Here is a 15,320-nt window from a genome sequence, read left to right on the forward strand (position 1 = left end):
GGGGGTATAGCTCAGTTGGTAGAGCGCCTGCTTTGCAAGCAGGATGTCAGCGGTTCGAGTCCGCTTACCTCCACTGAAAACTACCCTGATAACTAATTTCAGGTGGAAATTTGTAAATGTGACTTAGAATTGTCTATTTGAAAAGAACCTAGCTTCTTATCATCTTCTTATACGTTGATAATATGCTGGGCTCCCATGAATTTATTTCATGAGAATTCAGTAGAACCTTGAAAACTGCATAGATTAGAAAGAATAAAGCATCTCATGGATGCATAATTCTGTTTTGATTTTTTAGCTTACATACTAAATGATCAAGTTTCAGAATTCATGTTTAATTCTTGAGTAATAGCCGAGCACAATTGATTTTGTGTTTGTATTTAAGGTCAAGCTACAAAGGGCTCATGGCGGATACCTTGGCACACAGAGGCGATGAAGGACGTGGTTACCTGCGATATGTCTCGGGGAGCTGGATACACGCTTTGATCCGGGAATTTCCGAATGGGGCAACCCTTAGAACGGCCAGCTGAATATATAGGCTGGCACGAGCCAACCCAGCGAACTGAAACATCTTAGTAGCTGGAGGAAAGGAAAGTAAATAACGACTCCCTAAGTAGCGGCGAGCGAACGGGGAACAGCCCAAACCGATAGTTTCGACTATCGGGGTTGTGGGACAGCAATGTGGACTAACAAACCTAGAAGAAGCGTTTGAATGGCGCGCCATAGAGGGTGAAAGCCCCGTAATCGAAAGGAGAGTTAGCCTAGCTGTATCCCGAGTAGCACGGAGCACGTGGAATTCCGTGTGAATCTACGAGGACCACCTCGTAAGGCTAAGTACTCCTGTGTGACCGATAGTGCAACAGTACCGTGAGGGAAAGGTGAAAAGAACCCCGGGAGGGGAGTGAAATAGAACATGAAACCATGAGCCTACAAGCAATGGGAGCCCGACTTATCGGGTGACCGTGTGCCTGTTGAAGAATGAGCCGGCGACTTATAGGCACTGGCGGGTTAAACCGGGAATGGTGGAGCCATAGCGAAAGCGAGTCTGAATAGGGCGTTTTGTCAGTGTTTATAGACCCGAACCCTGGTGATCTAACCATGGCCAGGATGAAGCTTGGGTGATACCAAGTGGAGGTCCCAACCGACTGACGTTGAAAAGTCACCGGATGAGCTGTGGTTAGGGGTGAAATGCCAATCGAACCAGGAGCTAGCTGGTTCTCCCCGAAATACGTTGAGGCGTAGCGTCTAGTGCTCCAGCAGGGGGGTAAAGCGACCATTTCGGTGCGGGCTGCGAGAGCGGTACCAAATCGTGATGAACTCTGAATACCCTGTGTGTAACTAGGCAGTCAGACTGTGGGGGATAAGCTCCATAGTCGAAAGGGAAACAGCCCAGACCGCCAGCTAAGGTCCCAAAATCAACACTAAGTGATAAAGGAGGTGGGATTGCCCAGACAACCAGGAGGTTTGCTTAGAAGCAGCCATCCTCAAAGGAGTGCGTAATAGCCCACTGGTCGAGCGATCCTGCGCCGAAAATGAACGGGGCTAAGTGTTGTACCGAAGCTGCGGATTTAATTTTTTAAATGGTAGGGGAGCGTTCTATGTAGGGTGAAGCGTTAGCGTAAGCGGGCGTGGACAGCATAGAAGTGAGAATGTCGGCTTGAGTAGCGAAAACATGGGTGAGAATCCCATGCCCCGAAACCCTAAGGGTTCCTCCGGCAGGCTCGTCCGCGGAGGGTTAGTCTGGTCCTAAGGTCAGGCCGAAAGGCGTAGTCGATGGATAACAGGTCAACATTCCTGTACCAGTTATGTTTTGGGAAGGGGGACGGAGAAGGCTAGCCAATCCAGATGTTGGTTACTGGTTCAAGCGTTCAAGGCTTTGAGGAACGGAGAAAACGTTCTGAGCTGAGGCGTGAGTACGAGCTGCCACGGCAGCGAAGTTGGTGATGTCATGCTTCCAAGAAAATCCCTATACCCGTTAAGGCATAACTGCCAGTACCCGAAACCGACACAGGTGGGGTGGTAGAGAATACCGAGGGGCGCGAGATAACTCTCTCTAAGGAACTCGGCAAAATGGTCCCGTAACTTCGGGAGAAGGGATGCCAGCGCAAGCTGGCCGCAGTGAAGAGGCCCAGGCGACTGTTTACCAAAAACACAGGTCTCCGCTAAGTCGCAAGACGATGTATGGGGGCTGACACCTGCCCAGTGCCGGAAGGTTAAGGAAGCTGGTTAGCGTAAGCGAAGCTAGCGACTGAAGCCCCGGTGAACGGCGGCCGTAACTATAACGGTCCTAAGGTAGCGAAATTCCTTGTCGGGTAAGTTCCGACCCGCACGAAAGGTGTAACGATCTGGGCGCTGTCTCGGAGAGAGGCTCGGCGAAATAGAATTGTCTGTGAAGATGCGGACTACATACACCCGGACAGAAAGACCCTATGAAGCTTTACTGCAGGTTGGTATTGTTCTCGGGCTCTGAATGCGCAGGATAGGTGGGAGACATTGATGTAGTGCTTTTGGGTGCTACTGAGTCAACGGTGAGATACCACTCTTTCAGAGCTAGAGATCTAACGTTTACCCGTTATCCGGGAAACGGACAGTATCTGCTGGGCAGTTTGACTGGGGCGGTCGCCTCCTAAAAGGTAACGGAGGCGCACAAAGGTTTCCTCAGGCTGGTTGGAAATCAGTCGTCGAGTGCAAAAGCAGAAGGAAGCTTGACTGTGAGACCTACAAGTCGAACAGGGACGAAAGTCGGTTTTAGTGATCCGACGGTTCTGAGTGGAAGGGCCGTCGCTCAACGGATAAAAGTTACTCTAGGGATAACAGGCTGATCTCCCCCAAGAGTTCACATCGACGGGGAGGTTTGGCACCTCGATGTCGGCTCATCGCAACCTGGGGCTGAAGTCGGTCCCAAGGGTTGGGCTGTTCGCCCATTAAAGCGGTACGCGAGCTGGGTTCAGAACGTCGTGAGACAGTTCGGTCCATATCCGGTGTATGCGCAGGAATATTGAGAGGATTTCTCCCTAGTACGAGAGGACCGGGAGGAACGCACCTCTGGTGTACCAGTTATCGTGCCAACGGTAAACGCTGGGTAGCCATGTGCGGAGTGGATAACCGCTGAAAGCATCTAAGTGGGAAGCCCACCTCAAGATGAGTATTCCCATGGTTTAAACCAGTAAGATCACGGGAAGAACACCCGTTGATAGGCTCTACGTGGAAGTCTGGTAACAGATGCAGCGGAGGAGTACTAATAGATCGAGGGCTTGACCTTCTTTTGCTTTTACTCAAATTATTGCTTTATTTTTTCTGATTATTTTTTAATAATTTCTATGCAGTCTTCAGGGTTCACAAATAACACTATCCTGGTGTTCATGGCGATGTGGAACCACTCCGATCCATCTCGAACTCGGTTGTGAAACGCATAAGCGGCGACGATATTTGGGGGGTAGCCCCCTGAGAAAATAGCTCAATGCCAGGTAAAATATTAAAAAAAGAGCCCTTAGGGCTCTTTTTTTAATGCTCAATTATTTTTGGCAATTAGGACACCAGTGAGTGCTTCTCCCACATATTTTCTCTCTCAAGATCTTCTCTCCACATTTCTTACAACTTTTACCACCTCTTCTATATACCCAGGCTTGTCCACCATAATTTCCATTGCTTCCTTCTAAATCTCTAAAATCACTAAAAGTAGTGCCACCTTCTCCAATACTTACATTTAAAATTTTAACAAGACTTTTGCAAAGCTTTTTTAATTGATGGCTTTTTAAATGCCTACTTTCTGTTTTCGGATTAATACCTGCATCAAATAATGTTTCATCTGCATATATATTGCCAACACCAGCAACAATTTCTTGATCTAATAAAGCAGATTTAATTGAGCGTTTCTTGTTCTTAAAGTATTGTTTTAAATAATAACTATTAAAAATATCGCTAAAAGGTTCTGGACCTAATTTCTTAATCCCAGTTACGATTTCTGATATTGGTTTCGAAGATGGTACGAACCACATTTGTCCAAAGTTTCTTATATCTATAAAACGAAGTTCTTGTCCTCTCTTTTCGAAAAACCTCACTCTCGTATGCTTACATGGGAGTATTTGTTTATCTATTAACTTGAATTGGCCAGTCATTCTAAGGTGAACAACTAGAAAACCTTTATTATTTTTATCTTTCGTATGTAGTGAGCCTAGTAAATACTTACCTCTTCTTTCCCAAGTACCTAAATAACTATTTTTAATATTATTTATGAAATATTTTGAACCACCACTACTCGCAATTGATCTTTCTTTTAATACTTCTACTCTTTCAATATAAAAATTATTTAAAAGTTTCTCAAGTCCCTTTCTAACTGTCTCAACTTCAGGTAATTCTGGCAAAAGTATTAATGCTGCTAGCTTGCGGCAGCTTCTAACTCTTTCACTGAAAATTGACTGGTATTTGCACCACCATCAACACCACTAAAAGCTTTGAAATCACATTTTTCAAATTTGACAGTTACTGGGTACCTCATTGCTGGAGATTTATCGATAGAGACTATTTCTCCAATCTGATTGAACCAGTATGATTCTTGACGCAAGATGCGAACCTTGTCTTTTCTAGCAAAGCTCATCTGACTTTCCTAAATAATTTTAATAACTTTATTATCTATCAGAACAGGAGATATTTGTATTTGTGTCACAGACTGTCGCTGGTATTTTAAAAAATAGATCGCTTTTAAAAGATTTTTTACTTTCAGAGAAAATAATTCATATTGATTTAAGGGCGAATTTTCAATTAGCTTTGAAATGTTTAACTTTAAAGGATTTTATTTTTTGTGATATCACAGCCAGCTTTAGACCCCTCTTCTCTTAGCTTTGATTTGCCTGATCCCGAGCAAGACGACCTAAGTAATACTGATTTCATTGATAAATTAGAGAATGCATGGTCAATTTGCGAGCAGTTTGATTTGCAAACCGAAATTTGGCGAGGAAGGATTTTACGTGTTGTAAGAGATAGAGAAAAGAGAGGTGGGGATGCTAGAGGCACTGGCTTTTTGCAGTGGTTAAGGGAGATGGAAATCAGCAAAAGCAAAGCATACTCTCTTATTCAATTAGCTGATTCATCGGATAATCTTGTCGTTGATGGGATTCTTGAAGAATCAAGTGTAAATAATTTTTCAAAAAGAGCTTTTATTGAAACGGCACACGCTGAACCTGAGATCCAACATATGATTTCTGAGGCTGCCAATGAAGGAAAGGGCATAACCAGAAGACAAGTAAAGAGCTTGACTGATCAATTTATGGCTGCAACCAGCACTCTTTTGCCTGAAGAAATTAGAGAAAGAACGCAATCAAATTTATTACCAGCCAAGTTTGTTGCACCATTGGTAAGAGAATTATCTAAATTGACGCCTATTCAGCAAGAAGAAATCTGCGAAACTTTAAGAGAAAATCCTGAAATTGATTCAGTAAAAGATATGACGAATACTGCTAAATGGATGGGCAAGTCTTTTGACGCTTCTCTAGCGTTAAGAGCCTTTCAAAATAAAAATTTAAATCTAGATAAAGCTACTCAGGAAGCTCTCAGATTAGATTCTTTAGGATTGCTTTCAGATGCTTTCGGACAAGCAAAAACCATAGAGAGTTCTATTTTAAAGTTTCATTCTGCTTGGAAAAGACTAGAAGGCTTGCAAGAGAGACTATGGGTCGAATCTGGCAGTAGTACGCCTTATTTAAGAGAGCTTTTGGATACCCTACAAACACTAACTGGTTCGACAATAAGAGTTTCTCTTGGAGAACTTTCAGGAGGAAAAAGGTTGAGATTGCAACTTGTTGAGGAAGACGCTGAAAGATTGGAACCCCCATCTCTTGAAATGAATAAATAATTTAGAATTTAAAATCCTTATCACAAAAATCACTAATTAATTTAAATTCAAAATCATTTTTTGGGAAATACCAGCTTGTCCAGTAAGAATTATTTAAAGTATTATTTAACGCTCTTTTTTTACAGCTAAGAGCTAAATAAAAGGATGTATTTTTCTTTGTTTTTGCTGGAGCAATATAATTGCCATCAAAATATGTCCAGTCTGACCACTTTATTGTTATCGAGCCATATTTTAACCATTTCAAACGATTTTTTACCCTTATTTTAAATTTAGTATTAGGATCAATTGCCTCAGAATCATTTAACTTATTTAAAGTAATAATTTCTTCTCTTGGAACTTTATGTATCTCTGCAATGTCTGAAAGAAATTCTCCATGAGAAGTTTGGTGATAAAAAACTTTCTTACGTGCTAATTTAAAATCTTCTCTATTAATTTCTTTCTTATGGATGGCTCCCTCTGGTAATAAGATGATCTGATTGAGCTTAAGATAAGAATCATTATTTAGATTATTTATGGAAATAATATCTTTTAAATTTAGGTTGTAATCTCTTGCGATCTTGTAAAGAGTATCTCCTTTGATAACTTTATAAGTAGTATATTGATTTTTTCTTTCTTTATTATTGCTTTTAAGAGGTATTATTATAATTTCTCCTTCTATAATTTTGGTTGCATCGGTGATATTATTTTTATACATTAGTTCTTTTAGAGGAATTCCATATTGCTTAGATATCTTGAAAAGATTATCGCCATTTTTTGCAATAATCTTTGTTTCTGCATTAACTTCGAAAGCAAATATTGACAAGAGAAAAACAATGCTATTGATATAAAATAAACCGAGATTTTTTTTTATCTTTTTGATCATCACTAGGCTAAATTAATAATCTTTTTTGTAGATATTTAAGTTATTTTAACCTATTAATTTGTTAAGTAAAGATAAGTCCAACTTGTAAGGAGGGTACCTGAAGTTTAGATCTAGCCAAAAAGGTCTTTTTAGGACTGATTTATAATGAGTAAAGTTATCAAAACCTGCTTTGCCGTGGTATTTCCCCATACCACTTGTTCCAACTCCTCCAAATGGAAGTTCTGGAATCCCAGCCTGTAAAACGACATCATTAAAGCAAACCCCCCCAGATGAGGTCATTGAAAGTACTTTCACTTGCTCTTTCTCACCCCCTCCAAAAAGATACAGAGCAAGCGGTTTAGGCAATAACTTAAAGTCTGCAATGGTCTCGTCGAGATCTTTAATACATAAAATAGGGAGCAATGGACCGAAAAGTTCTTCCTTCATTAGTGGATCATTTCGATTATCGATTTTGATCAGAGTAGGGCTAATTCTTTTCTCCTTTTCATTGCTATCTCCTCCATAGATAATCTGGTTATTCTTTTTAGCTTGTTTTAGTAAATTATTAAGTCTATTAAATTGGTTTTGATTGATAATGCTCCCCAGATGTTTTGAATCTAAAGGTGTATTTCCGTAAAAATTATTAATCGAACTTTTTAAATTTGTAATTAAAGAATCAAAAAGTTTATGCTCAACCAATAAATGATCCGGAGCAATACATGTTTGACCAGCGTTTAAACTTTTCCCCCATATAATTCTCTTTGCAGTTACTTCGAGATTTGCACCATTGATTACGATTGCTGGGCTTTTGCCTCCAAGTTCTAAAGTTACTGGAGTAAGGTTTTTTGAGGCAGCTTCCATTACTTTTTTTCCTATATTTTCTCCACCTGTAAAAAAGACGTGATCAAATGGTTGAGTCATTAAATCAGCAGCAATATTTCCATCTCCTTCGAAAACTTGGACGATCTCTGGTGGAAAGTATTTTTCTATAAGGTTTTTTATTAGAGTTGACACATTAGGTGCATGCTCTGATGGTTTTAAAACAGCAGTATTCCCAGCAGCTAATGCTCCTACTAATGGTTGCAAAGTAAGCGAAAAAGGATAATTCCATGGACCAATTATCAAAATGCAGCCCAAAGGGTCTGGCTGGATCAATGCTTTCGCAGGTCTAAGAGAAACAGGAACTGTGATTTGCTTCGCCTTCATCCAATTAGATAAATTTTTCTGAGCAAGTTTTATTTCTTGTTTGACAGCAATAATCTCAAAGAACGCTTCTGTTGAAGGCTTTCCTAAATCCAAATTTAAAGCGTTTAAAATTTCATTCTGATGATTATCTAATAAATTTGATAAAGCTTGAAGTTGTTTTCTTCTCCATTTTTCATTTCTTGTTTTACCAGATAAAACTAGATCTTGTAATTGATTAAGCACGAAATCTTGTAATGACATTGTTCTTTACGATTTTCATTCCTTCTAACAAAATAAATCATTTATCGAGGTTAAAGCCTAAGAAGATGGCCCCTATAAGCATTTTAACTCAGTTTTTTACACCTAAAAGCATGACGGTAACTATGCTGTTGATCTGATGATCAATAAGACTAGTGATTAAAAATATAAATGCAATAACCACTGTTTTCAGTAAACAATAAGGAAAAGGGTTTTGAGTATTATTTACGAGTTACTTTTGTTTGATACTGTGCCTAATATATTAAACCCTAGAAGAGAAAGATTGATTAATCATTTATTTGTTATTTTTGCATTCTCCTTGGCTTTTATATTGGTTGCTGAGGTGATGTACTGGCTGTATAAAAAAGAATATCTTAGGGCAAGAGCTAAATATTTAAGAGAATTAATAGATCAAAAAAATGATTTAAGTAGCTTAAATGAGCCTTTTTATACATGTGTATATGAGAAATGGAACTCTGGAGAAATGCCTTTAACAGAGGCTAATACAATGTGCAGCTTAAAGTTTGAACAGAATTATTGATTTTTCAGCAATTTTTTATAATTTCATTACTATAAAATTAAGATAGACTTAGATTGAAAAATATTTTATGTCCAACAAGTTGATCAGTAGTAAATATTTTAAGTATGCAATAATAACTTTCTTCGTTGTTATTTTAAGCATTTCTCTTATTCTCTTGGATGTTAATATTATTAGTGATTTCTTTTATGACGTTGTTAGTAGTTTAAATTCGAATAATTCTTTTAGCCTAATATTAATATTCTTATTATTTATTTTAAGATCCATTAGTATAATCATACCGATTCTACCTGGAACAATATTTTCTGCAGCTGCTGGCTTTCAGTTTGGCTTTACGCAGGGATTATTTATTATATTTTTTGCTGATTTTGCCTCTTGTTCAATATCATTTCTACTGGCTAGAAAATTAGGAAGAAATTATATTGCTAGATTACTTGGTTCAAGACAAATGCGAAGAGTTGAAAGCATTAGTCAATATTATCTAGAAAATAATTATTTCCTGATGACAGCTTTGTTAATGTCAGGTTTTTTTGATTTTGTTTGCTATGCCATAGGGCTAACAAAAATAACCTGGAAAAGGTTTATGCCTGCTTTGATTTTTAGCATAATAATCTCAGATTCACCTTTTATAGCTAGTGGTTTTGCTGCAAGAAAAATCAAGGATATGGGATTAAAGAATTTCTTACAAAAAATATTAAACGGAGAATTAGATATGATTACTGGAAATTATTTTTTTCTATTCATAGCATCTTTTTTAATAATTTTTACCTTGGCAATGATAAATATTTATTTAAATAAAAGATCAAATATTATTAAGTAATTTATTAGTTTGCATTAAAAAGCCCTTGAGAAATTAAGGGCTTTTAAGAATTAGATTTTTCTAGCTTTGGTAAGATTTCCCTCGATATGTAAGTTGTACATGCTGCTTTTCTGCAACTGTTTTTTGCTGGCTGTACTTCAGACCTCTATAGGTTAAAGACATTTTTTTCTCCGAAATATGCTCAAGTCCCCGTTCCTTGGCTTGAGTCAAACTGCGGCTCATCATTTGATGAGTTGAACGTTTTTGGTAGTTTTTGCTACAAAAAAAATTATAAACAAAATTGTATATCCCTGGTGTTCAGCTTGTTACATAAAGCTAATTGTCTTTGCAAAAGCAAAAATTTTAAATTCTTTTGATCTGTGACAGTTGAAAAACTTTACTGATTGTTGCTCTTATTTCTTTAAATCAAACTATTTTGTATTTGTGAGGAGTTGGAATCCTCCGCAGTGGAAACAAGGAAACACTTGCGACTGATTTCACAAAAAAACCGCCTTGTTCAGAACGGGCGGTTTTTTTGTGCCTATTAATCCTCTTATCTAATATTATTTTCTCGACTTTTAATAAATAGAATCATTTGAAAGAATAGGTTTGAAGGTAATGAAATATTTTTAAGCAGAAAGAGATTCATACCCTGCGCCACATTGAAATTATCTTTCTTTTTACTCATATAGTTTTTCCGAAAAAGAGATTTAGGTTGTAGATATTGTTTGCTTGTATAAAGAATAAAGGCATAAGTAGAATTTACCTCCTTTTGGTAATTAGGAATTGATCCTGATGGAACTCTTTGTGGGTTTAATTAAAAAAAAAGCAGAACAACTCCTCAAACAATCTGTTCTGTAAATGAATAGGGGGGCTCTAGTCGCCAAAACAGCAGGGGTCCCCTTTCTTAATACAGGTTTTTGATAAAGACAATCAGTCTCCTTTGTCGTGAATATCGCCTGAATAAGACTGGGTCCCTATCTCTGGTGGAGGATTATTACCGAAGTCATCAACTAAAGCATCCGCTTCACTAGTGAAAAGTTTAGAGAACCATTGTCTAGTTGCAATGATTGCAGTCCATATTTTGTCTCTTTTTCTATTCATGTTGATACCTCGTAAAAAGCGAATGTGCGTCTAATTGCCCCTTTAGAGACCATCCCCCAGATATTGAAATTATCTAATCATTTTTACTCCTCTTAGGTTGAAATTAATATGGGTGAGATCACCAAGGTATTTCTACTTTTGGGTTTCTCCCATAGATATTTTCAATTAAGAGGAGTAAACATAAATCAAAGCACTATTAGGAGGTCAAGCTATGTCATGCGGCAATCCTTTTAAACATGCAATAGAAGACGTAAAGGAAACATTCTCGAAATCTTGTGGAGTTCCTATCCAGGGAAACGATTGGTGTGGTCTGGTTTCTAATTATGAAACTGATTTTGATGAGGTCGATTACGAGAATGAGTGTTTGCAGTTCGGAATCTGCTCAATGGACTATTAAAAAAACATTGAACTCAAATGAGGTCTAATCATGCAAACAACCCGTAGTTTCAGATCTAATGGATCGAATACTCATTCATCAATCTTTCTTTGGTTTTCTGTCCTTTTAATTTCCTTTGGAATGCTGCCACACCTAATTCCTTATTACTTTCAGTTAAAATATTGAGGTAAACAATGATTCTTGATCTTCTTAAACTAATCCTTAGAAAACACAAAGATTACTGGGTTGTTGGTTAAACAGGAGTTTTTTCACATGTTCACCTGATCTGGATTTGTTAGAAATGGGTTAGGAGTTCTAGCACTTCCGTTCCAGTAGATGGTTGGGTTAGTAAAGGTTGGATTGTTCAGTTGGATACAAAAGTGCTGAACTCAAAAGGGGCGACCAAATCTCGCCCCTTCTTTAATGGAATCCCCTTTGTAGGTGGCAAAAGCCACCAATGAGCAGGTGACTTTTGTCGTTTGAATTAAGAGAATGAACCAACCAATAAGAGAATCATTGCCAACTCTATCAGGATGATTAGTTGCTACTGCCAGAGATTTCTGCTTTTTCTTTATTCCTGACCCGCAATCGGTCATAGTTGCTTCGACTGTCTTTACTCAACTTTGGTATTGAACAGAAAAGGCCTTCCGACCAAGTTGAAAAACACAAGAAGACTGGATTATGAATCTGCACATGAAACGCGGAATGAATTGCTATCTAATGATTGGGAATTAATTGAACATCAGATTAATGACGCTTTTGCTTAAGCACTTGTTTACCAACATGGTCTCCTGATACAGATTTGGTCTCAATGATTCAACTAATTAATCCAAGTAAGATTAATGATCATAAAAATCTCAAGCTCAAATTATAAGCTATTAAGAGAGAGTTGATGGTTGTTTTGGATGAATAATATTGGTGACTATTGATTGCCTTCTCTTGGGAAATTCTCAACAATCTTCTAGTCCAATTACAGATAATTCGGTTAAAAGATTACTTCTTACTCCTTGCCAGATTCATGGCGAGATTAAGGTAGACGTTAAAAAAAAATCTAGTTGGTAAAAAAAAGTTCTTAACCAGACCGCTAAGAACTTTTGTTAGATCTTTTCAAAAGGTTTTGAAAAAATTGTTGATAGGGTTTAAATGGATTGAGCTCCACTTAGAAAATTCCAGGAATGATTTGACCTGTTGTTGCATATGCACCAAAGGCTGCAACGAAGCCAAGCATTGCTGCCCAACCGTTAAACTTTTCTGCTTCAGGAGTCATGGCAAAAAATGAAATATGAAGCAAATATAAAGAACAATTAGCAATACTGTGAGTGTCTACTCACGGCTTTTGATTATGAGAATTGATGCTTCTTATAAGAAAAGTTTATTTAATCATCGAGATGATTTGTGCTGAGTGCAATCTTTGCTCTCGTTCTTTTTTTCTGGCTAAGTGGTTATTCAAGCTGGAGGAGCTAGTACTGCATTTAGAAGCAAGATTCAATTCGGACTGATGTATTGCTTTTCTTTTTAGATTTATACTGCTCTCTAAAGCCTTTCATTTTTAAAACTTTCAGGTGCTTTAGTTGTTGTAAGAATAGTATTATCGCAAGAAACGAAAGAGAGAATAGAAAAAATGGATAGATCTAGTAAAGAAGTAGAAGGAAAGCAGAAAATTACTGAGGTAAAAATATTTCCAGTTCCATTTCCTTTAGGAGAAATCAAAGAAAATATCACTATTACTACTCATACTCCTTCTAATCCTTCTAAAGAACAAATAATTAATCAAGCATTTAAGTTTCATTCCCAAGGAAACATTTCAGAAGCAGCAAAGTATTACCAATATTTTATTGATCAAGGATTCAAAGATCACAGGGTTTTTTCTAATTTTGCAACAATCTTAAAAGGTCTTGGTAAATTAAAAGAAGCAGAATTTTTGCAACGTAAAGCAATTAAACTTAATCCTAATTCTGCAATAGCATATTATAATTTAGGGAACACATTGAATCTTCTTGGTGAATCACAAGGAGCCGAAATATCAATACGTAAAGCAATTGAATTTAATCCTGATTATAAAGAAGCTCATTACAACTTGGGAAATATATTAAAGAAACTTGGTAAATTAAAAGAAGCAGAAATATCATTGCGTCAAGCAATTAAATTGAAACCTGAATTCGTAAAGGCTTATTGTAATCTTGGACTCATATTAAAAGATCTTGGGAACGCAAAAGAAGCGGAATTATTTACTCGTAAAGCAATTGAACTGAAACCTGATCTCGCAGAGGCGCATTCAAATCTGGGAATCATATTGAGAGATATTGGCAAATTTCAAGAAGCAGAATTATCTACTCGCAAAGCAATTGAACTTAAACCTGGTTTCGCAGAAGCTCATTCCAGTCTGGGAAACATATTGAATGATCTTGGCAAATTAAAAGAAGCAGAATCGTCTTTTCTTAAAGCAATTGAACTTAAACCTGATTTTGCTGAAGCATATTCTAATTTAGGAAGTATATTGATCGATCTTGGAAGATTTTCAGATGCAGATAAATATCTATCATCTGCATCAAGTCATGCTCCTGATAATGTTTTTCATTTTATAAACTCGAATTTAAGACTATCTCCGATTGTGGAGAATAATTCACAAATTGATAATGAAAGAAGTCACTATAAAAAAGAAATTAATAATTTAAAAAATAAGGACAATATGATTTATGAATATCCAAAGAGTTTTACTTCAAGTATTTTTTATCTAGCATACCAAAATAGGCTGGATGATAGAAAGATTCTAGAAGATTTTTCCGACGCAATCTCAAAATCAAAGGGGATGATATTGAATGGATTCTCTCATGATAAATATTTGGTTGCCTCAAGTAAAAGGAAAAATTTAAAAATAGGTGTTTGCTCAATGTTTCTTAGAGCAAATCATAGTGTGGGTAAGTGTTTCATTAATGTCTTGAAAGATTTATCAGAAACTGATATTGATATGACAATATATATCATTCCAGACGAAAAAAATCATTCACAAATAAGAGAAATAAATGACTCCTTTAAAAAAGTAATAGATTTACCCAATTGTCCACAAATGGCAGCAAAAGAAATACTTTCACACCAACTTGATGTGATGTTTTATCCAGATATTGGTATGAATAGCTTTTCATATATTCTGGCTTTATCAAGATTAGCATTAGTGCAAATTAATGGATTGGGACACGGATCTACATCGGGTATAAAAAATATTGATTATTATATTACTCATGGAATAGAACCTAGTAAGTCCGATTTAAACTACACAGAAACCTTGATAAGATTTAGAAGATTACCCTTCAATTTTTCTGCTCCTAAAATAAATGAAAGCAATATTACACTGAAAAATATTATAAATTCACCAAGTAATTTTTATATTGGTTTAATTCAGTCATTAGTCAAACTTCATCCAAGTTATGACGAGATACTTGAATCAATATTATTAAACATCAAGAATTCATATTTAGTTCTAATCACAGACAAAAGTAATTATAAATTCAAATTAATTCAAGATCGATGGAGAAAAAAGAATAATTTGTTGATAGAAAGATCAATTTTTCTTGATCGGATGGGAACAGATGATTTCCTCCACATAACAAGAAGCTGCGATATAATGTTGGATCCTTTTTACTTTGGTGGTGGCGTCACTTTTTATGAAGCGATGGCATATGGAATCCCATTTATTACATATCCCCACAATCAAAAAGTAAGAATTGTCTCTGCAGGCTATAAACAAATGAAGATACAGAATCCACCTATAGCTGCATCTCCGCAGGATTATATAAATTGGTGCAAATTATATTCTAAAGATAAAATGTTATTAGATTCAACAAAGAAAGAGTTAAAGCAACAAGCAGAAAAATATTTATTCAATGATAATGAAATATATAAAGAGTACTATAAATTCTTTAAAGAAGCTGTTAAAAGCTCAAGAAAAGGATAATCGTGATTATTCAAAAGTCCAAATAGAACTAATATTTTGAGATGCTCTTCTATCCAATCTGGGCGACCAAATTGATACTACCTATGAAAAAAGTGTTCTGTAATTTGCCTCGATGTTTTCCTGTCGGTTTATTATTAGTTTCTTCCTTAGAACCCATTTCCGTTGTATTGACTTCCAGAAGAACGAGCAGTGCCACTGCAACATATTCTCTGGAAACTTAAGCAGAAATAGTAGTTCTTAAAAAGCTTGAAATCAGATTGATGGGAACAAAATATTTTTTCATTGGTTAATTCTTCACACCTTATCCTTATCTAGTCCTGAGTGTTCTTGATGGATGCTTTTTATACATCCTCAGTTACTCCAACGCATTCGCATGAAAAAAAGACCCCTTCTGGGGTCTTTTTAGTGCTCTTAGTAGA

The 15,320-nt window shown here is 36.7% G+C and carries 14 protein-coding genes, 1 tRNA gene and 2 rRNA genes; 9 read left to right on the top strand and 8 right to left on the bottom strand.

Features of this window, described 5'->3' with window-relative positions; translation table 11 throughout:
• From O5633_RS10440 to rrf, 3 genes are all read left to right on the top strand, one after another.
• Positions 1 to 73: transfer RNA gene (locus O5633_RS10440), tRNA-Ala, on the top strand.
• Positions 74 to 381: 308 nt separating this feature from the next.
• A 23S ribosomal RNA gene (locus tag O5633_RS10445) occupies positions 382 to 3,259 on the top strand.
• Between the two features lie 90 nt (positions 3,260 to 3,349).
• A 5S ribosomal RNA gene (rrf, locus tag O5633_RS10450) occupies positions 3,350 to 3,466 on the top strand.
• Positions 3,467 to 3,512: 46 nt separating this feature from the next.
• On the opposite strand, the gene O5633_RS10455 is transcribed toward rrf, so the two are convergent.
• On the bottom strand, positions 3,513 to 4,361 hold the full coding sequence (locus O5633_RS10455; RefSeq protein WP_269609644.1) for a DNA-formamidopyrimidine glycosylase: 849 nt from the start codon (positions 4,359 to 4,361) through the stop codon (positions 3,513 to 3,515).
• A gap of 14 nt (positions 4,362 to 4,375) precedes the next feature.
• Positions 4,376 to 4,594 carry a photosystem I reaction center subunit IV gene (locus O5633_RS10460; RefSeq protein WP_269609645.1) on the bottom strand — a complete coding sequence of 73 codons (219 nt, stop codon included), beginning with the start codon at positions 4,592 to 4,594 and terminating at the stop codon, positions 4,376 to 4,378.
• 204 nt (positions 4,595 to 4,798) lie between these two features.
• Between O5633_RS10460 and O5633_RS10465 the strand changes: the two genes are divergently transcribed.
• Positions 4,799 to 5,848: a hypothetical protein gene (locus O5633_RS10465; protein ID WP_269609646.1), complete on the top strand. Its 1,050-nt coding sequence runs from the start codon at positions 4,799 to 4,801 to the stop codon at positions 5,846 to 5,848.
• 1 nt (position 5,849) lies between these two features.
• Here the strand turns inward: O5633_RS10465 and O5633_RS10470 are convergent, their stop codons facing one another.
• Positions 5,850 to 6,710, bottom strand: a complete 861-nt coding sequence (locus tag O5633_RS10470) for a lytic transglycosylase (protein WP_269609647.1) — start codon at positions 6,708 to 6,710, stop codon at positions 5,850 to 5,852.
• Positions 6,711 to 6,755: 45 nt separating this feature from the next.
• Entirely contained in the window at positions 6,756 to 8,135 is a 1,380-nt protein-coding gene (locus O5633_RS10475) for an aldehyde dehydrogenase family protein (RefSeq protein WP_269609648.1), read from the bottom strand.
• Positions 8,136 to 8,346: 211 nt separating this feature from the next.
• Here O5633_RS10475 and O5633_RS10480 point away from each other — a divergent pair, with 211 nt between their 5' ends.
• Positions 8,347 to 8,673, top strand: a complete 327-nt coding sequence (locus tag O5633_RS10480) for a hypothetical protein (RefSeq protein ID WP_269609649.1) — start codon at positions 8,347 to 8,349, stop codon at positions 8,671 to 8,673.
• A 67-nt stretch (positions 8,674 to 8,740) separates the two neighbouring features.
• Positions 8,741 to 9,490 (top strand): TVP38/TMEM64 family protein, encoded by a 750-nt coding sequence (locus tag O5633_RS10485; RefSeq protein ID WP_269609650.1) that lies wholly within the window; start codon positions 8,741 to 8,743, stop codon positions 9,488 to 9,490.
• Between the two features lie 60 nt (positions 9,491 to 9,550).
• On the opposite strand, the gene O5633_RS11665 is transcribed toward O5633_RS10485, so the two are convergent.
• Positions 9,551 to 9,715, bottom strand: a complete 165-nt coding sequence (locus O5633_RS11665) for a DUF4278 domain-containing protein (protein WP_332299678.1) — start codon at positions 9,713 to 9,715, stop codon at positions 9,551 to 9,553.
• A gap of 687 nt (positions 9,716 to 10,402) precedes the next feature.
• Complete coding sequence (locus O5633_RS10495) at positions 10,403 to 10,573, bottom strand: hypothetical protein (RefSeq protein ID WP_269609653.1); 171 nt, start codon at positions 10,571 to 10,573, stop codon at positions 10,403 to 10,405.
• A gap of 211 nt (positions 10,574 to 10,784) precedes the next feature.
• Between O5633_RS10495 and O5633_RS10500 the strand changes: the two genes are divergently transcribed.
• Positions 10,785 to 10,970 carry a hypothetical protein gene (locus tag O5633_RS10500; protein ID WP_269609654.1) on the top strand — a complete coding sequence of 62 codons (186 nt, stop codon included), beginning with the start codon at positions 10,785 to 10,787 and terminating at the stop codon, positions 10,968 to 10,970.
• Between the two features lie 368 nt (positions 10,971 to 11,338).
• Here O5633_RS10500 and O5633_RS10505 read toward each other — a convergent pair whose 3' ends face one another.
• The gene (locus O5633_RS10505; protein WP_269609655.1) at positions 11,339 to 11,545 is read right to left on the bottom strand and encodes a hypothetical protein; all 207 of its coding nucleotides are present in this window, start codon (positions 11,543 to 11,545) and stop codon (positions 11,339 to 11,341) included.
• Between the two features lie 33 nt (positions 11,546 to 11,578).
• On the opposite strand from O5633_RS10505, the gene O5633_RS10510 reads away from it, so the two are divergent.
• Positions 11,579 to 11,716, top strand: a complete 138-nt coding sequence (locus O5633_RS10510; RefSeq protein ID WP_269609656.1) for a DUF1651 domain-containing protein — start codon at positions 11,579 to 11,581, stop codon at positions 11,714 to 11,716.
• 392 nt (positions 11,717 to 12,108) lie between these two features.
• On the opposite strand, the gene O5633_RS10515 is transcribed toward O5633_RS10510, so the two are convergent.
• Positions 12,109 to 12,216 (bottom strand): high light inducible protein, encoded by a 108-nt coding sequence (locus O5633_RS10515; RefSeq protein WP_011125327.1) that lies wholly within the window; start codon positions 12,214 to 12,216, stop codon positions 12,109 to 12,111.
• 354 nt (positions 12,217 to 12,570) lie between these two features.
• Between O5633_RS10515 and O5633_RS10520 the strand changes: the two genes are divergently transcribed.
• Positions 12,571 to 14,901 (top strand): tetratricopeptide repeat protein, encoded by a 2,331-nt coding sequence (locus O5633_RS10520; RefSeq protein WP_269609657.1) that lies wholly within the window; start codon positions 12,571 to 12,573, stop codon positions 14,899 to 14,901.
• Positions 14,902 to 15,320 lie beyond the last annotated feature (419 nt).

The organism is Prochlorococcus marinus str. MIT 1013, assembly GCF_027359395.1.
Classification (GTDB): Bacteria; Cyanobacteriota; Cyanobacteriia; order PCC-6307; family Cyanobiaceae; genus Prochlorococcus_B; species Prochlorococcus_B marinus_E.

Bases quoted from the DNA above. Each gene is read 5' to 3' on its own strand.
- O5633_RS10460 (WP_269609645.1), bottom strand. From the start codon at position 4,594: ATGAGCTTTGCTAGAAAAGACAAGGTTCGCATCTTGCGTCAAGAATCA.
- O5633_RS10470 (WP_269609647.1), bottom strand. From the start codon at position 6,710: ATGATCAAAAAGATAAAAAAAAATCTCGGTTTATTTTATATCAATAGC.
- O5633_RS10475 (WP_269609648.1), bottom strand. From the start codon at position 8,135: ATGTCATTACAAGATTTCGTGCTTAATCAATTACAAGATCTAGTTTTA.
- O5633_RS10485 (WP_269609650.1), top strand. From the start codon at position 8,741: ATGTCCAACAAGTTGATCAGTAGTAAATATTTTAAGTATGCAATAATA.
- O5633_RS11665 (WP_332299678.1), bottom strand. From the start codon at position 9,715: ATGATGAGCCGCAGTTTGACTCAAGCCAAGGAACGGGGACTTGAGCAT.
- O5633_RS10495 (WP_269609653.1), bottom strand. From the start codon at position 10,573: ATGAATAGAAAAAGAGACAAAATATGGACTGCAATCATTGCAACTAGA.
- O5633_RS10500 (WP_269609654.1), top strand. From the start codon at position 10,785: ATGTCATGCGGCAATCCTTTTAAACATGCAATAGAAGACGTAAAGGAA.
- O5633_RS10505 (WP_269609655.1), bottom strand. From the start codon at position 11,545: ATGACCGATTGCGGGTCAGGAATAAAGAAAAAGCAGAAATCTCTGGCA.
- O5633_RS10515 (WP_011125327.1), bottom strand. From the start codon at position 12,216: ATGACTCCTGAAGCAGAAAAGTTTAACGGTTGGGCAGCAATGCTTGGC.
- O5633_RS10520 (WP_269609657.1), top strand. From the start codon at position 12,571: ATGGATAGATCTAGTAAAGAAGTAGAAGGAAAGCAGAAAATTACTGAG.